Source organism: Pedobacter antarcticus (assembly GCF_900103515.1).
In the GTDB taxonomy this organism is placed as follows: domain Bacteria; phylum Bacteroidota; class Bacteroidia; order Sphingobacteriales; family Sphingobacteriaceae; genus Pedobacter; species Pedobacter antarcticus.
On record NZ_FNGZ01000002.1, the window covers coordinates 157,771 to 178,939 of the forward strand.

At 40.8% G+C, this 21,169-nt stretch carries 14 protein-coding genes; 9 read left to right on the forward strand and 5 right to left on the reverse strand.

What is annotated here, in order from left to right; translation table 11 throughout:
- Positions 1–8 precede the first annotated feature (8 nt).
- The 6 genes from BLR53_RS04315 (at position 9) to BLR53_RS04340 (ending at position 9,645) form a co-directional block, all read left to right on the forward strand.
- Positions 9–1,607, forward strand: a complete 1,599-nt coding sequence (locus BLR53_RS04315) for a RagB/SusD family nutrient uptake outer membrane protein (protein WP_074587556.1) — start codon at positions 9–11, stop codon at positions 1,605–1,607.
- A 170-nt stretch (positions 1,608–1,777) separates the two neighbouring features.
- The gene (locus tag BLR53_RS04320; protein ID WP_037443679.1) at positions 1,778–2,677 is read left to right on the forward strand and encodes an AraC family transcriptional regulator; all 900 of its coding nucleotides are present in this window, start codon (positions 1,778–1,780) and stop codon (positions 2,675–2,677) included.
- Between the two features lie 48 nt (positions 2,678–2,725).
- The gene (locus tag BLR53_RS04325; protein ID WP_074587559.1) at positions 2,726–4,543 is read left to right on the forward strand and encodes a DUF885 family protein; all 1,818 of its coding nucleotides are present in this window, start codon (positions 2,726–2,728) and stop codon (positions 4,541–4,543) included.
- Between the two features lie 2 nt (positions 4,544–4,545).
- Complete coding sequence (locus BLR53_RS04330; RefSeq protein WP_074587561.1) at positions 4,546–5,958, forward strand: APC family permease; 1,413 nt, start codon at positions 4,546–4,548, stop codon at positions 5,956–5,958.
- Entirely contained in the window at positions 5,955–8,252 is a 2,298-nt protein-coding gene (locus BLR53_RS04335; protein ID WP_074587564.1) for a S9 family peptidase, read from the forward strand. The genes BLR53_RS04330 and BLR53_RS04335 overlap by 4 nt, the downstream gene beginning before the upstream one ends.
- 82 nt (positions 8,253–8,334) lie before the next feature.
- Positions 8,335–9,645 carry a POT-type proton-dependent oligopeptide transporter gene (locus BLR53_RS04340; protein WP_083331997.1) on the forward strand — a complete coding sequence of 437 codons (1,311 nt, stop codon included), beginning with the start codon at positions 8,335–8,337 and terminating at the stop codon, positions 9,643–9,645.
- A gap of 16 nt (positions 9,646–9,661) precedes the next feature.
- Here the strand turns inward: BLR53_RS04340 and BLR53_RS04345 are convergent, their stop codons facing one another.
- On the reverse strand, positions 9,662–11,524 hold the full coding sequence (locus BLR53_RS04345) for an MGH1-like glycoside hydrolase domain-containing protein (RefSeq protein WP_074587569.1): 1,863 nt from the start codon (positions 11,522–11,524) through the stop codon (positions 9,662–9,664).
- 227 nt (positions 11,525–11,751) lie between these two features.
- Between BLR53_RS04345 and BLR53_RS04350 the strand changes: the two genes are divergently transcribed.
- Together BLR53_RS04350 and BLR53_RS04355 are read left to right on the forward strand one after the other, a co-directional pair.
- The gene (locus tag BLR53_RS04350) at positions 11,752–12,729 is read left to right on the forward strand and encodes an alpha/beta hydrolase (protein ID WP_143007824.1); all 978 of its coding nucleotides are present in this window, start codon (positions 11,752–11,754) and stop codon (positions 12,727–12,729) included.
- A gap of 65 nt (positions 12,730–12,794) precedes the next feature.
- On the forward strand, positions 12,795–13,310 hold the full coding sequence (locus tag BLR53_RS04355; RefSeq protein ID WP_074587573.1) for a phosphoglycerate mutase family protein: 516 nt from the start codon (positions 12,795–12,797) through the stop codon (positions 13,308–13,310).
- Positions 13,311–13,329: 19 nt separating this feature from the next.
- On the opposite strand, the gene BLR53_RS04360 is transcribed toward BLR53_RS04355, so the two are convergent.
- A complete protein-coding gene (locus BLR53_RS04360; protein ID WP_037443668.1) occupies positions 13,330–14,178 on the reverse strand; it encodes a hypothetical protein in 849 nt (282 codons plus the stop codon).
- Between the two features lie 76 nt (positions 14,179–14,254).
- Here BLR53_RS04360 and BLR53_RS04365 point away from each other — a divergent pair, with 76 nt between their 5' ends.
- Complete coding sequence (locus BLR53_RS04365) at positions 14,255–16,741, forward strand: mechanosensitive ion channel domain-containing protein (protein ID WP_244889450.1); 2,487 nt, start codon at positions 14,255–14,257, stop codon at positions 16,739–16,741.
- Between the two features lie 9 nt (positions 16,742–16,750).
- Here the strand turns inward: BLR53_RS04365 and BLR53_RS04370 are convergent, their stop codons facing one another.
- The 3 genes from BLR53_RS04370 to BLR53_RS04380 form a co-directional block, all read right to left on the reverse strand.
- Positions 16,751–18,739: a sialate O-acetylesterase gene (locus tag BLR53_RS04370; RefSeq protein ID WP_074587575.1), complete on the reverse strand. Its 1,989-nt coding sequence runs from the start codon at positions 18,737–18,739 to the stop codon at positions 16,751–16,753.
- Between the two features lie 183 nt (positions 18,740–18,922).
- Positions 18,923–20,110, reverse strand: a complete 1,188-nt coding sequence (locus BLR53_RS04375) for a galactokinase (protein ID WP_074587578.1) — start codon at positions 20,108–20,110, stop codon at positions 18,923–18,925.
- 1 nt (position 20,111) lies between these two features.
- Entirely contained in the window at positions 20,112–21,167 is a 1,056-nt protein-coding gene (locus BLR53_RS04380) for a UDP-glucose--hexose-1-phosphate uridylyltransferase (RefSeq protein ID WP_074587580.1), read from the reverse strand.
- Positions 21,168–21,169 lie beyond the last annotated feature (2 nt).

Genomic DNA, 21,169 nt, shown 5'->3' on the forward strand with positions numbered 1-21,169 from the left:
ATAGAATCATGAAAACGAATATTGTTAAATATATATTTATTGGAGTTTTGGGTTGTGGAGTTACGATCAGTTCCTGTAAAAAACTCGATGAAGAGGTTTATTCAGAGGTACTCCCTTCTCAATTTCAACCTACAGAAAAGGATTTGCCGGCAATTCTGGCACCAGCATACGCATCGTTAAGAACGGTTATGTGTGGGTGGCAGGGATACTTCGATTTGCAGGAAGAAGCAGCTGATGGAATCATTACGCCTGTCCGCCCCAATGGATGGGACGACGCCGGTACTTATCGACGCATGCATCAGCATACCTGGACAACCCAGGAATGGCAACCGTATAATACCTGGCAAAACGCTTTCTCCGCGATCACGAAGGTAAATACAGTGCTGTCGCAATTGGACGAAGGCACGTTAAATCTTGGAGAAATTAAAGGTGCAGCCACAGCTGAACTTCGGGCAGTCAGGGCTTTAGGCTACTATATGCTGATGGACAATCATGGAAATGTGCCGATCGTAGTCGATTTTAAAGATATTTCTCTGCCAAAGCAAAATACCAGGAAGGAAGTATACGACTTTGTCGTTAAAGAGCTTAACGAAGTTTTACCCATGCTCAGTGAAGATGCCGCTACTACTTACGGTAGGATGAATAAATGGGGGGCAAAGGCCTTATTGGCCAAAATCTACCTTAATTCAGGTGTTTATGTGGGTACCCCCGAATATGCTAAATGTATCCGGGAAGCAGACGATATTATCGCTAGTGCGAAGTATCGTTTAGATAATAATTATTCAGACACGTTTAATTATACCAACCAGAATTCTTCAGAGATCATATTTGCAATACCTTATGATGAAATTTATGGTAAAGGCAACCAAATCCATTTGAAAACGCTGGATCCGTTGAGCCAGGCAGTATTTCAGATGACTGCCCAACCTTGGGGTGGAAACTGTGCCGTACCCCAGTTTATCAATACCTATGACAAAGAAGATAGCCGTTTAAAAGACACTTGGATTCAGGGGCCTCAAGTTAGCCCTTTAACAGGGCAGGTGCTCATTACGTATGTTAATTTTGTTCCAGGAATGGGTGGTCTGGATGGAATTGTAGCAGCTGGAAATCAAGGGTACCGTATCGGGAAGTTCGTTATTAAACCCAATGCAACCGGCAATATGGATAATGACTTTCCATTTTTACGTTATGGAGATGTGCTTATGATGAAGGCAGAAGCCCTATTGAGAACAGGAGATGCTAATGGAGCAGCTGCGTTGGTAACTCAAGTGAGACAACGTGCATTTAAGGGAAATGCTTCAAAAGCAAGTGTTACCGGTGCTGACTTGTTAAAGGGTAGTGTTTATCAATATGGATTGCAAAGACCTGATGGTACAGTTGATGCGGTAAACGGTGGTGCAGACATACAGTTTGGTCGTTTTCTTGATGAGTTAGGTTGGGAGTTTGCCGCCGAGGCACACCGCAGACAGGATCTGATTCGTTTTGGTGTATTTTCGACTAAGAAATGGTTTAATCACTCACCGCAGGCGCCAAGCCGTAGTTTGTTCCCAATCCCGCAAGATGAAATTTCTAAAAACCCTAATTTAAAGCAGAATCCGGGATATTAATCAGGAATTATTTGATATTATAATTATGTTTTTATTAAACGTTAAAATGACGTATTTTAGCTAAGTATAACCGGATATTAACCGGTTTAATGCAGTCTTAGGTTGTTGAATGTTAATATTTGTATATTAACGTTTAACAACCTAAATCAACCAAACCAAACCAACCAACCATGAAAGTACTTCCATTTACAATGCTTGTACCGGATGATAAGAGCGTGATATCCGAACACATCAACCTGCCTTTTTTTTATCAGTATCTTCATCGCCATGACGAATGGCAGCTTACCTGGGTGAAAAAAGGGGAGGGGACCCTTATTGCAGGCAATAATATGCACTCTTTTCGTTCGGGCGATCTGTTTTTAATTGGAGCTAATCTTCCACATCTATTTAAATCTAACCCGGAATACTTTACTGATGAAGATAAAAATATAGAGGCCTGTTCCCTGTACTTTAACCCTTCGGGCGTTTTGGGTGGATTGTTTAACCTGCCGGAGATGAATATAATCAGTACTTTTCTGAGAAATAATAAACACGGGTTCATTATCCCTTCAGATTATGCTGCCCAGATCACGACAAAGGTATCTCAGGTGCATGAAGCTTCAGGTACAGATGTCCTGTTTAACCTCGTCGATTTGTTAAATAGCCTGCATAGTATTAAAGAGCAAGTGGTACCGTTGTGTTCACAATTGTATTCATCTGATATTTCGGAAACGGAAGGTGTCAGGCTCAGTAACATCCTTAACTATATCATGCGTAATTACAACAATCAAATTGCGCTGGAAGATATCGCGAATGCTGCTTATATGACACCTCAGGCTTTCTGCAGGTATTTTAAAAAACACACCGGCCATACCTTTGTGTCCTTTCTCAATGAGGTTCGAATTAATGACGCCTGCAAAAGTCTGATCGCCAGCAGTAAAACAGATTGCATTTCTGGAGTTGCCTATAAATCAGGTTTCAATAGCATTACCAATTTTAACAGGGTATTCAAAAACATCATTGGTCAATCGCCGAGAGCATACGTGGATGCCTACAATAATGTAAGTAAGGTTAATCGCTTGTCTGCTTAACAATCTTCATTTTTAATGAGACAGTGCTACTGTCTAAATTCTTGTAAAATGTATATAAAAAATGTGCTGAAAGGCAGCAGGTTCTTCAGGGGCTTGCTTTGCTTTTCATATCTCCTTGTATTGCCTTTTTTTGTGTTTGCTCAACAACAAATACCGGCTAGCTTATACGAACAGACTAGTGAAATGGGTACCACGATGGCCACCTACCAAAGCGACATCGCTGCTATTGAAGATTTTTACTCCCCTTTTATAACCTATCCTGGCAGTCTCTACCAACGCATTGCCCATGTTTATAAGTCACCAGAACAAAGAAAACGTTTACTGGAAGTTAACCAGAATTATTCAGAACAACTTAAAACACTCAATTTTGATGTTTTCAGCATTTACGGTAAAATCGATTATTTGCTGCTTAAAAAGGAGATTAGTGCTAACGTTCATCTCTTGACGATAGAATCATCGAAAGAGAAGGTCATTAGTAAATTTCTTCCATTTGCGCAGGAGATCTATTTGTTAGAAAAACAACGACGAAGGGGCGATCGGTTACAAGGTATCGAAGTTGCGGGGCAAATGAACCGGTTAACTGCTGATGTTTATCTAGCCATTAAGAATTTTAAACTACAGGGAATTACTGAGGGCGATAAGAGAGACCTTCAAAAAGTGCTTTCGGGATTGAAAACCCGATTAAACAGTTTCTATGTTTTTTACAATGGCTTTGATCCCAATTTCACCTGGTGGGTACCTAAACCATACGAGTCATTAGATAAGGCTTTAACAGACTATGAAAGACTTTTGTCGGGTAAAGAAGATGAGCTGCAGTCGATCACTGAAGCTAACAATTATGGGATTAAGGGGCTTCCTGTAGGAAAAGCTGAATTGGAACGACAGCTTCAGACAGAATTTATTCCTTATAGCCCAGAAGACCTTATTAAAATTGCTGAAAAGGAGTTTGCTTTCTGTGATGCAGAGTTGTTGAAAGCTTCCAAAGAGATGGGTTTTGGAGCAGACTGGAAACAGGCACAGGAGAAGGTGAAAAATTCTTATGTACCACTAGGCGAACAACCAGCCCTGATTGTTAAACTTCAAGAAGAAGCTTTAAGTTTTATAAAGGCTAATAATCTAATGGAAATTCCAGCTCTGGCAAATGAAACCTGGGGGATGGTGATGATGTCACCAGAGCGCCAGTTGGTCAATCCTTTTTTTACCGGTGGTAAAGAGATCAGTATTTCTTACCCGACCAATACCATGACTCAAGAAGATAAACTAATGAGCATGCGTGGCAATAATCCTTACTTTTCCAAGGGTACTGTACAGCATGAGCTATTGCCAGGTCATCACCTCCAATACTATATGAATAGTCGGTTTAAAAATTATCGTAGTATGTTTACTACGCCTTTCAGTGTCGAAGGCTGGCCATTATACTGGGAACTTTTGCTCTATGAAAAAGGCTTTGCCAAAACGCCTGAAGAAAGAATTGGAATGCTGTTCTGGCGCATGCACCGTTGTGCACGCATCTTGTTTTCCCTTAATTACCACCTGGGTAAATGGACCCCAAAACAGTGTGTAGATTTTCTGGTCGATCGGGTTGGCCATGAACGCGCAAATGCTGAGGGAGAGGTACGACGTTCCTTTCAGGGCGATTACAGTCCCTTATATCAGGTAGCCTATATGTTAGGCGGTTTACAAATTACAGCCTTGCGGCATGAACTGGTAGATAGTGGTAAAATGACCTTCCCAGCATTCCATGAAGCTGTGATGAAAGAGAACCTGATTCCGGTAGAACTCATTCGTGCTACGCTCACTAACCAAGTACTTACCAGAGATTTTACTACGCAATGGAAGTTTTATAACCTGTCTAATCCTAAATAGAAATGGAGTCCGAAACCACGCGATTTAAACCTACTTTAAAATTAATGGACGCAACTATGCTGGTTGCTGGCAGTATGATCGGTTCTGGGATCTTTATTGTTAGCGCCGACATCACCAGGAATGTCGGGAGTTCAGGTTGGCTGATGATCGTCTGGCTGCTTACTGGTTTTATGACCCTTACTGCCGCTTTGAGTTATGGAGAACTCAGCGCGATGTTTCCCAAAGCTGGTGGTCAATACATTTATTTAAAAGAAGCCTATAATCCAGTAATTAGTTTTTTATACGGATGGAGCTTTTTTACCGTCATCCAAACCGCAACGATTGCTGCGGTAGGTGTCGCCTTTGCGAAATTTACAGCTTATCTTCTCCCGGTGTTTAATGAAGATCTGATAGCTATCGACTTCGGTTTTCTACAGGTATCACCCGCTCAATTGCTTGCCATTGGCGTAATTGTTTTACTCACTTATATCAACAGCAGGGGAGTGAACAGTGGTAAAATTATACAGACCACATTTACACTGACTAAACTGTTGAGCCTTTTTGGATTAATTGTGTTTGGTCTAATCTTTCTCGACAAAGATATTTGGGCAACTAACTGGAAAAATGCATGGGTACTTCAACCACTTTCGGTTGATGGCGATTTGGGTACTTATACCACCATGGCAGCCTTTGGGGCAATTGCTGCGGCTATGGTTGGCTCGATTTTCAGTAGCGATTCCTGGCATAATGTCACTTTTATTGCCGGAGAGATACAGAATCCTAAGCGAGACATCGGACTTAGTTTGGCTTTGGGTACCGTCATCGTCACTATCTTATATTTATTAACTAATATGATGTATACCGGGGTTTTATCGCTGCATGACATGGCTTATGCAGACAAAGACCGGGTCGCAGTTACCGCGTCTAAGGTAATCTTCGGAAGCTGGGGCACAGTTATCATTGCCCTCATGATTATGGTTTCCACTTTCGGATGTAACAATGGGCTTATTATGGCTGGCGCGCGCGTTTATTATTCTATGGCTAAAGATGGTTTATTCTTTAAAAAGGTCGGTACATTGAATAAAAATGCTGTACCGGCTTTTGGTCTTTGGATTCAATGTTTATTTGCCAGTTTATGGTGTTTAAGCGGACGTTATGGCGACCTTCTGGATATGATATCTTTTGTGGTAGTCATGTTCTATATGTTAACTATTGCTGGCATCTTCATCCTTCGCAAGAAACGGCCTGAGGCACATCGCCCCTATAAAGCTTTTGGATATCCGTTCCTTCCACTGATTTATATTCTGATGGGCATGTCCTTTTGTATCTTACTCATGATTTATAAGCCCAATTATACCTGGCCTGGTCTCATCATTACTCTATTGGGCATTCCAGTTTATTACCTTATCGAAAAGTTCAAAAGAAAAAATTTATGAAGCACTTGTCTTTTTTAGCGACTATCGTAATCGGCTGCACTTTATCCGGCCTCTCCCTACATGCACAGCAGAGCCTTAACATCTATAAACCTGATGCGATCCAAATGGCATTAAATTACCAGGAAGCAGATCAGCTGGACACATTATTACGAAAAGTAGAACTCAATAACCAAATATTGCCGGTCTGGCAGGCAGACAAACGGTCATTTTGGTATAAGAGAAATCTATCCGATAAAAACTGGGAATATATTTATGTAAACGCTGGTACCGGTAGTCGCAAAAAAGCTTTTGACTCCGAACGTATGGCACTGGTGCTGCAAAAAGCGACAGCGAAATTGGTAGATCCAGGCCGGCTCAAAATCACGAAGCTATTCTTCAATGAAAAAGCGGACCAGGTAACTTTGAAAACGGATAATCAGTGGTTAAAAGTAAATTTAGCAGATTATCAATATACATCTACCACAGATACTTTAACCGAGATTTACAATGCCGGTAAACCATTACAACGTAATCGTTCTCGTTGGGAGGCTATTCCAGAAGTGTCGAAATCACCAGATGGAAAGAAACAATTGCTGTTAAAGGGCGGCAATGTTTATGTAAAAGACCTGGAGACTGGTAAAGAAGTGCAATTATCCTTCGATGGGAATAAAGAAAAGCCCTATGGAGAATTTACCTGGTCGCCGGATAGTAAGACGCTGGTAGGTTACCGAATTGACCCTAAAAAAATAAAGGAAGTACATTATGTACTCAGTTCTGTAGAAGGCACCACACGTGGAGAATTGAAATCACGTGAATACGCACAACCCGGCGATGATTTTACTAGTTATACACCCACTGTATTTGACGTTATTCATAACAAGCAGGTTAAGGTTAATGCAGAGCCTATTGACTTTTTTGGCCCTCCTGAATTACATTGGCGGAAGGGAGATAACCGTTTTTACACGTATGAAAAAGTAGACCGTGGACATCAGCGTTTCCGTATAATAGAGGTTGATGTGCAGACTGGTAAAACCCGGAATATTCTTGACGATCAAACACAAACGTTCATTTATGAAAATCGTATTTATACCCGATATCTGCCGGAAACTAATGAGATGATCTGGAGTAGCGAAAAAGACGGCTATAATCATCTCTATCTGATAAATACCATCACCGGGAAACAGCAGCCCGTTACCAAAGGCAATTGGGTTGTGCGTGCAGTCGACAGTGTAGATATTGTTAAACGTGAGGTGTGGTTTAGGGCAAGTGGCATCACCAGTGGTGAAGATCCTTACTTCATTCACCACTACCGTATTGCTTTTGACGGAAAGAGACGAGTGGATTTAACACCCGAAAAAGGAAATCATCAGGTAACTTTTTCTCCCGACCGCAAATATTACCTTGATACATATTCACAGGTTAACGTTGGCCCTGTGTCTGTTTTGAAAGAGGTAGCCAACAGTAAACCGGTGTTAACATTAGAAGAAGGTACCACTGCAGATTTCCTTAAAACCGGAGTAAAATTGCCTGAAGTATTTGTGTCCAAGGCCAGAGATGGACAAACCGATATCTGGGGTGTAGTATGGCAGCCCTCCAAAATGGATCCTAATAAAATATACCCAGTTATCGAATATATTTATGCAGGCCCGCACGACAGTTTTGTGCCTAAAAACTTCCTGCCTTACAGCGAAATGCAAAGTATGGCTGAGCTGGGATTTATTGTCGTACAAATTGACGGTATGGGCACGGCAAACCGTTCGAAGGCTTTTCACGATATATGCTGGCAAAATCTTGCTGATGCTGGTTTTCCAGACCGGATTTTGTGGATGAAAGAACTTGCTAAAAAGTATCCTCAGGCAGATATCAGCAGAGTTGGTATTTATGGAACCTCTGCAGGCGGACAAAATTCTACCGGTGCACTATTGTTTCATCCCGAATTTTATAAAGCTGCTGTTTCTGCTTGTGGTTGTCACGATAACCGGATCGACAAACAATGGTGGAATGAGCAGTGGATGGGATATCCAGTGGGGCCGCATTATGGAGAACAGTCCAATATCACGAATGCCGCAAAGCTGCAGGGAGATCTATTGTTAATCGTTGGGGAGGCCGATGAGAATGTGCCACCAGAGTCTACCTTCCGCTTAGCCGATGCCTTAATTAAGGCCAATAAAGACTTTGAATTTTTATGTGTACCTGGAATGGGACATAGTGATGGTGGAATTTACGGAAGGCGAAAAAAACGCGATTTCTTCGTGAAGACTTTGCTGAAAACTGAGCCTCCTAAAAGAAATCTTGAAAACGTAGTTATCAAATAAGCTGATTATTTTGCAGTCCTATCCAAAAAGTTTACCGTACATAATTGCCAATGAAGCTGCCGAACGGTTTAGCTTTTACGGGATGCGTTCAATTTTAACCACGTTTTTGGTTATTCAGTTTTTTAACCCAACACTTCAGGCTGCTCTGCAGCCAGTTGCCGAAGCGAAAGCAAATGAAGCGACCCATTTTTTTGTGTCCCTGGCTTATGCAGTGCCATTTATAGGGGCCCTCGCTGCTGATTGGTTTTTTGGAAAATATAAGGTCATTTTATGGGTATCCATCCTGTGTTGTATAGGACACCTGATCTTGTCTATATTCGAAACCGATCTGGATTGGTTTAGGTTTGGGCTAATTTTAATTGCAATCGGTGCAGGAGGTATCAAGTCTTGTGTATCGGCAAATTTAGGAGATCAGTTTACCGCAAAAAACCAACACCTGCTGTCAAAAGTTTATGGCTGGTTTTATTTCAGTATTAATTCCGGTTCTGCCTTATCTACCTTGATGATTCCCTTGGTTTATACCAATTGGGGCCCCAAATGGGCCTTTGGAATTCCTGGGATACTAATGGCCATTTCCACCACCATATTTTACTTAGGCCGCCATACTTACGTACGAATACCCCCTACTGGGTTGAAGAGGGATAATTTCTTGTTCATATCAATTTATGCACTGTTCAATTTTTATAAGAAGCAACCAAAACAGTCGCTGCTCGATGTAGCCAAAGAAAAGTTTCAACCGGAGAAAGTAGAGGATATTAAAGGTGCCTGGCGCGTGATTGGTGTTTTTAGCTTTATCCCAATTTTTTGGGCCATGTGGGATCAGAACCTTTCAGAATGGGTCTTACAGGCTGCAAAAATGGATCGGTACTTTTTCGGTTACGAGTTGTTACCACAACAGATTCAAACCGTTAACCCCTTTTTTCTGTTGTTGCTTATTCCTGTTTTTAATTATCTGGTCTATCCATTTTTCGAAAAAAGAGGGATTAAGACTACACCCTTACGTCGGATTGGCTGCGGTTTGGTGTTAATGGCTTTGTGTTTCACGGTCATAGCTTTAATCCAAACCACAATTGACGGCGGTGGCAGACCTTCGATCTGGTGGCAGGTATTTGCTTATTTTATTTTAGCAGCTGCGGAAGTAATGGTTTCCATTACCTGTCTGGAATATGCCTACACACAAGCCCCGGCCTCGATGAAAAGTACAATGGGGGCAGTTTGGTTGCTGACGGTTGCAGCAGGCAATGTATTTACTGCATTGGTTAACCGCAGCATTGCACAAGGTGGCTTTTTTGCTTCTCTGCATGGTGCAACTTACTATTGGTTTTTCATTGCTTTGCTACTCTGCATCATCTTTGTTTTTTTTCTGGTTTCTCCACGAATTGCAGAAGTATAATTTACAACTATTTTTTTTACGGATTCAGATCTACATTAAGCTGTTCATTTAAAGAAGAACTCGTTGCTACGAGTTTATTATCTACCCAGACACAGAGTTTACCTTGTTCACCGGGTTTATTGGCATCCCAGTCCTTTTTCCAGATGATATCAATATCATGATTGTGATAACGCAGGTTACCGAGATAAAAATAATCCCATTTATTTTTAGGCAGTAGCGGTTTTACAGAGAAACTATTTTCGTGTACCCCTTTGAAGCCTAAAAGATCTTCAATAATAATATCCGGGAATGTAGAATGGAAATAATCCGCTTCACCGCCAAATTCTTTTCCGGTGCTAGGAATATACCATTCACCTATATTTGGCTTATCACCGTGCATCTTAGCCAGTTTATAGACGTATTCATACAATAGTTCTTTCTCAGGTAGCGTACTAGATTTTTTATAGTTGCGAAGATAATTTGCATATCCCTTATAAACTATGGAATTCTCGAAAGGCCATCCGCGACCATTCCATGCATATGCCTGTTCATTATAATAAGGATGTTGCTGCTCTGCAGTTGTCATGCCCGAAGTATTAAAAAATCCTTTGCGTGAAGCGAGCATTTCCCATGCCTTACTGTAATTCTTATAATCATTAACCGGTATCATATTAAAATACCAGGGAGTATAACCTACTGATTCCCGGACTCTGGCCTCAAAGTCGCGGGCACCAAATATATTATCTCCTGCGCTGTAGGTGTTAAAAAACTGGTCGTCCTTATTCCAAAGTACATTCATTACTTGCTGTTGAACTTTGGTTGCCCTGGAAGCATAATAATCTGCTTTACTCTGCCCATTTTTATTGATGCCGGATGAATCATTTAACCGATATAAATCGGACAGTGCCCGTAAATTCCCGTAAGCATAACTATTGACCGATGGCCGTACCAGATAGAAATCAGGATACCCTTTGCGAAAAGCCTTTGGGTAATTTTTGGCCTGAATTGATTTTTCGGCATTACCTGTAGTTTCCCAGCCCAAATAATAATTGCGCCAGTTGTCCTTAGTGTACAAGCTATACGGACCGTCACTGTTGATCAGCCCGAGCACAGCCGAGAGGCTGAATTCCATCCCATCATAAAGGTCTAATATTTTGTACATACCGGCTGTTTTTGAATCAGATGTTCTAACCGTAAACAAGCTGTCCCATACCTGTTGATGCTTTTCTAGGTAAGGCAGCATCTCATGAAGCCATTTCTTATCGGGGTGGATTTTTAAAAAGGCATCTATCCCATCAACCATCCAGCTCGAAAAATGATGACTCTCCGGTCTGCTCATATAGGTTAGAAAATTGCCGTTTTCCCTTTGATCTAAATGGGAAGCCGATCCACGCATGAAGTAATCTGCATATGATTTTAAAAACTTCTCATCCCGTAACCATCTTACATCATAAAACTGATGCCCGGCCGGACAGGTTATTGCTCCGCTTAAAGAGGCCCATGGTTTTACGCCAAAAAACTCTGTAACCACCCAATAGTCTTTGTTGTCCTGTGGGTCGTGATATGTTTTCAGGTGCTTACTAATCATCCACCAGCGGTAATTATACACTTTGTTTATTGTCATGTCAGAACTGCTGAACAAAGGAATGTTTGACAAGAGAAAGCTCTTATTATTAGTTTTATTGAAAGGTCCGTCAGATTCCGGGCGATTGGGATAAGTGTTGAATTCATCCACTTGTGCTGAAAGCCTGTTCTCCGAGGTGGTCTTCATTCGCTTTAGTTCCTGATCATAAACCAATGATTTCTGTGTTGAGCACGATATGATCAGACAAGCAAGGATAACAGTAAAGCTTAATCTGTAAGCGGATAATATAGGGCTGAGATTGAACAGTTTATTCATATCTGACAAGATACAATTCCATAGGTATCAAAACGATTGAGAAGAAACGGCTTTTCGCTTGACAAGTAAATTTTTTAGAGTGTATCTACTGCACCTTGGAATTAAGAATGTAATTCACATTCGGAGTGATTTCAATATGGCATTGAGTTTTCAACTCGTCTATTATTTGTAATTATTCTAAATAATATGCAGGTTTGTAAACGAACCTTTTAAAATTAACAATAACAATGCGGTGGAGTTTTCTTGTCATGTTTTTTAAATGGAGTTTTTTCTTTCTGGGTACACTCTTATTGATGAGTACCTTATTTGAACATTATGAGAGATGGAGATTGGAGCGAACCTTTAGAGAAGGGAAAACATTTGTTCAGATCAAAGGGCAGCCGTTGCATTATGTTAAAAAAGGACAGGGAAATTGCACTGTCGTATTTCAATCGGGGATGGGCAGTAACCATACGATTTGGAAAGAAGTTCAGGATAGTCTGTCAAAACATGCAGTTACCGTATCGTATGACCGGAACGGATTATTGCTAAGTGAAGCTACCGGAGAGCCTGTTACTAATGACCTGGTAAGTGAGGAATTACAGCTGCTCCTGGAAAAAACAAATTGTCCGAAACCTTATATCCTGGTCGGCCATTCTATGGCAGGAATCTATTTAAGGCCTTTTATTGAAAAGAATAAGGAAGATATTTCTGCAATCATTTTTGCCGAAGCAGCTCACCCTTTACAAATGAAAAAAGCATCTCCGGATCTGCTAAAAGCATTATCTGTACCGCCACATTGGGTAATTAAAACTATAGTTCATACCGGTATTTACCGGGTTTTGTTTTCCTTCCTGCCGTTATCCCCTGAATTTCCAATAACGCACCGATTTCATCAACTGGAAAAGGATTTTTTTTACAGGTCATGTAATAAAATATTAGAAGAAGCTAAGAACGATAATTTGAATTTTGAGGATGCAGAACAATACACTTCCTTTGGAAATATCCCATTGACAGTGATTATGGGTACCTCACCTGTCCGGTACGCAGGTTTTAAAGATCCTATTCTCAGAGATGAATTCAAATCATTGGTAAATGAGGTGCAACTTGATTTACTCAATCTCTCCGGTAAGAGCCGTTTGGTGGAGGCCACGCATAGCGGGCATATTATTCAGGTTAATGACAACCTCTTGCTGACGAATGAAATAATCAGACATTTAAAATAACAAACACCACAATAGCGTAACGACAGGGGGGACTATCAATCAGTAGCAAATTCATATATTTAAGCATGTTAACCAGAAAAAAACTTCTCCTGCTTTTAATATTGATCTGCTGTCTCGCTAACGGCGTACTTGCCCAAAGGATGGATATATGGATTGTTCGGCATGGTGAAAAAGACAAATCTGATCCGGAAGATTCTAACCCAGCTTTATCAGCTGAAGGAAGAACCCGTGCAGAAGATCTTGCTGTTCATTTAAAAGGAATTAAATTCAATGTTGCTTTCAGTACGCCATTTAAAAGAACGCACCAGATATTGGAGCCATTGGTGAAAAAGAATAAGATTGATATAAAAGATTACCGGAACACAGCAGTACTTGCCGATGATATTCTTAAAAATTATATAGGAAAAACGATCATAATTGCCGGACATTCCAATACTATCCTGGAAATTATTGAAGCTTTTGGTCTTAAACGTCCTATTGAAAGAGTAACCGAAGAGGACTATAATTACCTGTTTCATATAATCTTAAATGGTGATCAAAGGAAAGTAGAAATTGATAAATACGGTGAAAAGTCCGGTTAATCCATTCCCCGTAAACCTGCTACTTCCGGTATAATGGAGACCTTTTGATCAAGTATTCAAGCGGACTGCTGTAAGAACCATCTGTGTTTGTAAAGAAAGCTTTGTGACTTTGATTGTAAATACTGGCATTATTATCCATATAGATATGCAGACTTACACTTACTTCGTATCGCTGTTCTGCACTCGAGTAACTGGAATTTGAACCTGATACTCCCTTCACTTTACTATCACCATCTCTTTTCACTTTGGCGTCAGAACTACCGCTCGAATAACTCGTCTGGGCACCTTTTGTTTGTAAGACTGCACCATCAATTATATATTCTACGCCGAGGATATCACAGATCTCTTTCATGGTAAAACCCATTAATTTGTCTTTGGTTACACCTGCCTGAGTTAACTTCGCATTGGTGGTCCTTGGATCCAATATAGTATAACCCGCAGAATGTTTTGCCAAAAAAGCAAAAGTATCTTCCTGCGCTTTGTAACCGACCTGATCTGCACCTGGCTGATTATCTATTAAATAAGTGAATGGCAAAATGGCAATTTTATTATGGTGATCTGCCGGGGTTGCAGACATCGCTACCTGGTCTGATTTGCGGCTCTCTGCAGGTGGATTTGCCTGGCCGAACACTTCAATTCTTCCGCTTGAATGCGTTATCTTTAAGATGTCGGATTTCTTGATAGTATACTCAAGCGTTTCGCCGGAATAAATAAAGGTAACATCGGAATCGGTTATTTTGGTAACCTTTCCTTTTAATTCTTCACCGCTGGTTTTTTGAATAACATCCTGATTAGATGCCAGTCGATTTTGTGCGAAAACGCTGAAGGATAATAATGTTGTGAAAATGAACAAGTATATTGTTTTCATAGTAGATTTATTAGGTAATCTAATATAACCATTTGTTATAAATTTACCTCACTAAAACCCGATAAATGCCGCTGATATGAGCATGATAAAAATGAATTTCCCTTTGTTATTTTTTATATACTTCCTGTACTGTATTCCGGGTTATGCACAGAATAATGATGGATTAAAAAAAGCGGGGGCGAAAGATAGCCTGCGGATGAATTTTGTTGAAAAGATGCAGGCCTTTGCCAAACAATCTTCCAAGAAAAGTTCCGATGATTTTGAGGCCGATAAAGCGTCTGTTTTGCAGATCAAAACTTTCGACGAATTAAGCCGGACCATGCAGAAGGCTAATATTTACCTTAAAAGTAAGCTCGATACAACCGGAACTAAAACCGTTCTTAATGAGATTGATAAGTATTTAATTGTTGCCGGCGATGGTGTTTTTACGAACAAAGGTACAGCGCAGACTTTTCGAAATCTAACTGCGACCTCGAAAATACTATCTCAATTGTTGGCAAAAGCAAATACTAGGAAGGCCGGTTTGGAGCTCAGACAGCAGGAAATAAATAATTTCCGCTATCAGCTTGATTCATTGTTAAGTGTTCCGGCATTATTTAAGTTTCCCACCGATTCCACTACTTTAATGAAATACCTGCAAAAAATACAGGTTATTGCTTATGAAACTAGTCCGGTCGATAGCGCCCTGAGGCAGGCTGGAAATAATATTCAGACTCTACTCAATAAAGTTAACCTGGCTGCTTTTAAGTTACAAAGTAGTCTGGAAGAAATTGAGCTGTATCAGAAAGATATGGCTGAAAATACTTTCAAGAGAGAATTTACTAATATATGGGACCCGGAAATTTTCTACCGCCCTTTTGGGGAGATACTGGATTTCTCTATTACTAAAGGATTACTAACCCTCAGTTTTTATGCAGAAAATAATGCTGGAAGACTCGTGGTGCTTGCTTTACTGACGATTACCTCATTTGTCTATTTGCGCTCACTTAAGAGCATTTATGTAGAGGGTAAACTTCTGAAAAGTGATTTTGAAGGACAGTTGGTGATCCGGTATCCATTATTATCTGCAATATTGCTTGTCTTCAGCTTATTTCAATTCGTTTTTCTATCGCCACCCTTTATTTTAAACGTAATTCTCTGGTCGGTATCTGTAGTTTGTTTGAGCGTTATTTTTGCGGGCTATGTCAGTCAATACTGGATGCGTGTGTGGTTACTTATGGTAACCTTTTTTGTATTGGCTTGTCTGGGTAATCTGGTCTTACAGGCATCCAGAATGGAAAGATGGCTAATGCTTGTGCTTTCAATTTCAGGTGTAATCGGCGGTGTATTGATCTTACTGAAGGGGCATCGGGACGAATTGAGGGAAAAATGGATTATCTGGTCAATCGTGTTCATGGTATTTCTTGAATTAGCTTCTACAATAGCAAATATATTTGGCCGGTATAATTTTGGTAAGATGCTTGTTATAAGTGGTTTTCTGAATGTTGTGATTGCTATTCTTTTCCTATGGACGGTTCGTCTGATTAATGAGGGATTATTTTTGGCTTTTAATGTGTATTCAGGTACTGACCGGAAGCTCTTTTATCTCAATTTTGAAAAAGTAGGGAAGAAGGCACCAGCACCATTCTATATCTTGCTCATTGTAGGTTGGATAGTATTATTTGGACGTAATTTCCCCGTATTTGATTATTTGTCTAAACCTCTTCTGCTCTTCTTTACCGACGAAAGAACTCTTGGCAGCTATACATTTACCATTAACAATATGCTTTTGTTTATTGTGATAATGGGTACCGCCGTTATCATATCCAGAGTAGTTTCTTTTTTTGCCACAGATAAACATATCAGGACAGGTAAAGATGGTAAATATGAAAAACCTGGCATTGGCAGCTGGCTGTTACTAGTTCGTATTTCTATTCTGAGTACTGGTCTTTTTTTAGCGGTAGCGGCCTCAGGTATCCCTGTGGATAGAATTACTATCGTGCTTGGGGCTCTGGGAGTCGGTATCGGATTTGGATTACAAACGCTGGTTAATAATTTAGTCAGCGGGCTTATTATTGCATTTGAAAAACCAGTTAACGTAGGAGATATTGTCGATGTTGATGGTCAGGGAGGGCAAATGAAATCTATTGGATTTCGAAGCAGTGTAATTTCTACCTGGGATGGTGCTGATGTTATTATGCCCAATGGCGATTTGCTTAATGCACATCTGGTTAATTGGTCACTGGGTGGAAATCGTAAAAGGGTATCTATCCTTATAGGAATTGCATATGATTCAGACTTAGAAAAATGCCGGAAGATATTAACTGAGATTCTGGATAATGAGCCCCGCATCACCAAAAATCCAGGATCAGTGGTGCAATATGAACAATTTAATAACAGTTCAATTGATATGAAGATCTTTTTCTGGACTAAGCATATCGGCGATAATTCTGCCACAAAAAGCGACATGATCATCAAAATTATCGCAGCTTTTAAAATGAACAGTATTGAAATATCGGTTCCAAAGCAGGAGATTTATCTCCACCATAAACGTAGTCAGGGCGATAATCTCCCGGATTCGTAGTTTTTATTCTTAATGGATATTTTTCGTGCTGTCTTCCCAGGTATCAGTTTTAAAAGGTGATGCAGGCAAGTTTGCCTGATTATACAAGTTGCACTCAGGATTATTTGCCCAGCCATACCGAACTGCGAGCGGTTTAGGTACTTCAGTACTGCTCACAACAATCTGATTGCCGGTAATGGTTGCCTGTGCCCAGTGGAACACCTTATCGGCGCCTGCCACTGCGAAGCCATTTAATGGTTTACCATCATTTGCTTTTAAACCGCCTTCAATATGATCAAAATCCAGGGTAACTTTATCTTCCTCAATCTTATAAGATTTGAAAACAGGACCAGCGTATGCGATCTGCCTGCCATAAGTTTTAGCTAATGCAATTAAGGCAAGTCTGCGGCCAACTTCCTGTTTGTTTTTAGGGTGTATATCAGCTGCATCGCCGATGTCAATCGCGACTGCCATACCAGTGTTACTAATTTTTAACGCACCTAGCTGAGCATCCCGCAGTTCAGCCCATGCCGATGCTTTAGGCAAATCTTCATGTTTCATGTAGCCGGCAAGCTGGACAAAGTAAAATGGGAAATCACCGATATCCCAGGCTTTTCTCCAGTCCTGTATTAACTGCGGAAAGAGTGTGCGATATTGGTTCGCACGGTCCGCATTACTTTCTCCCTGATACCAGAGCGCTCCCTTAATGGTGAAATTCAAAAATGGATTTATCATCGCATTAAACAGTACTGTAGGTCGGTTTGGGCCGTCGATAGGTGAGGGCATAGGCAGAATTTTTTTTAAGCCCAGGCCTACATTATATAACCAGTCGCCGTCCAGGGATATCTTTTCTCCGTTTGCAGATACAACAGAGATGATATTGCGGTCACCATAAATACCGCCGCCGCCTGCACCGTCAAAAACCCGGACAGCAATAGTGTTTTCACCAGGTTTCACCAGATCTGCGGGAATTGTATATACCCTTTTCTGGTCATATCCTTTAGTTTCACCTATTTTCGTCCCGTTAAAAAAGGTGACATCATTGTCATCTATCGTTCCTAGATTCAAAGTGATGGTTTTACCCTTCCAGGATTCCGGAATAGTAATTTTTTTACGGAAGTAGACTATACCGTCAAGATCAGGCAGTATAGATTGATCCCATAAAACCGGCAGGTTCATGCTTTTCCAGTCCGAATCATCTGTATCAGCATTAACCCATCGCAGTTTTCCCTGCTGATAACCATTGTCATTTTCTATAACGATTTTGTTCCAGCTGTTTAACTCCTGCTCGAATTCGGCCTGACTTCCTGTTTTAGCTATCTTTTCTACGGCGGCTGCAAAATCCGGACGTGTTTTAAGCGTCGAAGAACTCATCCATGCTTCGGCAATTGTTCCACCCCAGGATGTATGGATCAGTCCGATCGGGATACCTGTCTTCTGATAAACTTCTCTTGCAAAAAAATAGGCTACTGAAGAGAACTCCCCGATATTTTCAGGAGTACATATTGTCCAGCCTCCATTTGCTACTTTAGCGTCGGTTAAAGGGGTGTTGCTTGCAATATGATCAGCCTGCAGTAGGCGGATGTTTTTAAAATCAGCTTTACTGATTTCTTCTTTATAATTTGCGATTTTTCCCCAACCGGCAAGCGGCATTTCCATATTGGATTGACCGGAACAGACCCAAACATCACCTAACATAATATTGGACAGCTTAACTGCAGTGCCATCCGATATTGTAATATTATAAGGTCCGCCATATTTCGGAGTAGGTATCTTTATTTTCCAATTTCCATTTTCATCCGCTTTTACAGTAAAGTTTTTCGGGTTCCAGGCGACATGAATATTAACAGTTTTTCCCGGACTTGCCTGACCCCAGAAGGCTGCATTTGTCTTTTGCTGAATAACCATATTATCGCTGAAAACCGACGGTAATTTGACTTTTGCATTTACATTGCCGGCAGTAAAGACCATACCGGTAATTGCTGCAATTCTGATGTACTTATGGTAATTTGATTTCATTGGAATAATAAAAAAAATGGATTAACCAGGTAGTTAAAAATCACATCTGACGATTTTCGTTCCTTAAGATACAACATTGACGCCATATTTGAGTACCCCGGATCCGATACCGTTATACCGCTGATGGAGGAACTGCGGCATAACGGTATTTTCATTTGTTTACAGGTTTATTTTGGTTTTCTATTAGACAACCTGACTAGTCCCCGATGCTGTAGTAACGATATAAGCATCCAGGTTTAGCTCAAATTCCTTTGAATAACTCGCTGTTATATTGGTAATCAGATCATCCACAGCTTCATTTTTTACAATGTTAATTGTGCAGCCTCCAAAACCTCCGCCCATCATTCTGGCACCAAGTACCGTATCCGTCTGTTTTACTTTTTCTACCAGAAAATCCAGTTCCTTACAGCTCACTTTATACTTATTGCTTAAGCCATCATGCGTCTCAAACATCAATTTTCCCAATGCGGCCAGGTTTCCATCTTTAAGATATTCAGCTGCCTGAATCAAACGAATATTTTCACTGACAACAAATTTGCACTTCTCATATACATCTGCGTCCTTTTCTCTTATACATTGATCCAGCATTTCCAGATCGGCATCTCTTAAACTATTTACTTGCGGATGCTGCTCCTTAATCCATGCCACACCCTGCTCGCACTGTGCCCTTCTTTCATTATAAGCGCTGTCGGCCAATGAGTGCTTTACATTCGTGTTCAGTAAGACGAGCTTGTATCCGTCTAATTTCAATGGAACATAATGATACTCCAGCGACCTGCAGTCCAGTAATATAGCATGATCTTTTTTTCCGAAAACTGAAGCAAACTGATCCATAATTCCACAACTTACGCCGGCAAAAACATGTTCTGCTTTTTGTGCAATCAGTGCTGTGTCCAGTTTGCTGATTGATAAAGAAAAAAGTTGGTCGAGTGCATACGCTGTGGCACATTCGACCGCTGCAGAAGAGGACAGTCCCGCGCCCAAAGGAACGTCACCATCTATGTACAAGTTGAATCCACTGATTTGGTAACCTCTTTTCAGGAGCTGATCCGTCACTCCAAGAATATAGTTTGGCCAGCCTTTTTCTGAAACTTTCAGTTCGTGTAAATTTACTTGATGTGATTGTCCGTAATCTTTTGCAAAGAGATGAACTTCTTCGTCTTCTCTTTTGGACACACCAATGTAAATGGCCTTATCAATTGCGGCAGGCATGACAAATCCGTTGTTATAATCGGTATGTTCTCCGATAATATTTATTCGTCCCGGCGATTTAACCAGAAGAGGAGTAGCGTGATATAGTGCCTGGAATGATTTTTTCAGGTCCTCAACATCTACTTTTATTGTTGTCTGGATGGCGTTGGATAATGTCATGTTATGCTTTCTTTGTTTTAAAATGTTCAGTTGGTAAATCTTTAAGCTGTTTTGCAGCAAATTCAGGCGTAATGTCGCGTTGGGCATTCGCCAGGAGCTCATAACCGACCATGAATTTTTTAACGGTTGCAGAACGCAACAGGGGAGGGTAGAAATGCATATGCCAATGCCATTCCGGATATTCTCCGTTGTTTACAGGCGCCTGGTGCATACCAGCAGAATAGGGAAATGAGGTTTCAAAAAGATTATCATATTTGGTAGTTAATATTTTCAATGCGTCGGCCAGGGCCGCTATTTCCGCCGCTGTGAAATAGTTAATTCCCGTTACATGACGTTTGCTGATAATCATCGTCTCATAAGGCCAGACTGCCCAGAATGGTACCAGTACAACGAAATGGTCATTCTCAAAAAGGATTCGTTCTTGTTTTTTCTGCTCTAATTTCAGATAAGCGGACAGCAAACTTGTCCGGTGAATAGCATAGTAGTTTTTCTGATTTTCGGTTTCCTTGATTATTTCCTGCGGGATGCTGCTCTGTGCCCAGATCTGACCATGCGGGTGCGGGTTACTGCAACCCATTATTTCGCCCTTGTTTTCAAAAATCTGAATGTACTTTATCCAGTCATTTGCCGAAAGTTTATTATATTCTTTTTGCCATACGTCCACAACCGAAATAATTTCATCTCGTGTCAATTCCGGCAGGGTAAGATCATGTTTAGGACTAAAGCTTATAACTTTACATAATCCCCTTTCACCTTTTGCGACCAGCAGGTCATCATCATTAAGATTGTCAATCTCTGTATCTTCAAGCAATGCAGCAAAATCATTTTTGAAAACAAAACTCGCTTTGTAATCGGGGTTTATTTCTCCGTCAGCCCTGACATTTCCCGGGCACAGATAACACTTAGGGTCATACTCCGGGCGGTTATCGGGGCTTATATCTTCTATTTTACCTTGCCATGGTCTTTTGGTTCGGTGAGGAGACACCAGGATATGCTCCCCGGTAAGAATATTCAGACGGGTATGCGGGTTTGAGTTAAGATCAAAATTTTGGTTCATCA

Bases quoted from the DNA above. Each gene is read 5' to 3' on its own strand.
- BLR53_RS04315 (WP_074587556.1), top strand. From the start codon at position 9: ATGAAAACGAATATTGTTAAATATATATTTATTGGAGTTTTGGGTTGT.
- BLR53_RS04320 (WP_037443679.1), top strand. From the start codon at position 1,778: ATGAAAGTACTTCCATTTACAATGCTTGTACCGGATGATAAGAGCGTG.
- BLR53_RS04325 (WP_074587559.1), top strand. From the start codon at position 2,726: ATGTATATAAAAAATGTGCTGAAAGGCAGCAGGTTCTTCAGGGGCTTG.
- BLR53_RS04330 (WP_074587561.1), top strand. From the start codon at position 4,546: ATGGAGTCCGAAACCACGCGATTTAAACCTACTTTAAAATTAATGGAC.
- BLR53_RS04335 (WP_074587564.1), top strand. From the start codon at position 5,955: ATGAAGCACTTGTCTTTTTTAGCGACTATCGTAATCGGCTGCACTTTA.
- BLR53_RS04340 (WP_083331997.1), top strand. From the start codon at position 8,335: ATGCGTTCAATTTTAACCACGTTTTTGGTTATTCAGTTTTTTAACCCA.
- BLR53_RS04345 (WP_074587569.1), bottom strand. From the start codon at position 11,524: ATGAATAAACTGTTCAATCTCAGCCCTATATTATCCGCTTACAGATTA.
- BLR53_RS04350 (WP_143007824.1), top strand. From the start codon at position 11,752: ATGCGGTGGAGTTTTCTTGTCATGTTTTTTAAATGGAGTTTTTTCTTT.
- BLR53_RS04355 (WP_074587573.1), top strand. From the start codon at position 12,795: ATGTTAACCAGAAAAAAACTTCTCCTGCTTTTAATATTGATCTGCTGT.
- BLR53_RS04360 (WP_037443668.1), bottom strand. From the start codon at position 14,178: ATGAAAACAATATACTTGTTCATTTTCACAACATTATTATCCTTCAGC.
- BLR53_RS04365 (WP_244889450.1), top strand. From the start codon at position 14,255: ATGAGCATGATAAAAATGAATTTCCCTTTGTTATTTTTTATATACTTC.
- BLR53_RS04370 (WP_074587575.1), bottom strand. From the start codon at position 18,739: ATGAAATCAAATTACCATAAGTACATCAGAATTGCAGCAATTACCGGT.
- BLR53_RS04375 (WP_074587578.1), bottom strand. From the start codon at position 20,110: ATGACATTATCCAACGCCATCCAGACAACAATAAAAGTAGATGTTGAG.
- BLR53_RS04380 (WP_074587580.1), bottom strand. From the start codon at position 21,167: ATGAACCAAAATTTTGATCTTAACTCAAACCCGCATACCCGTCTGAAT.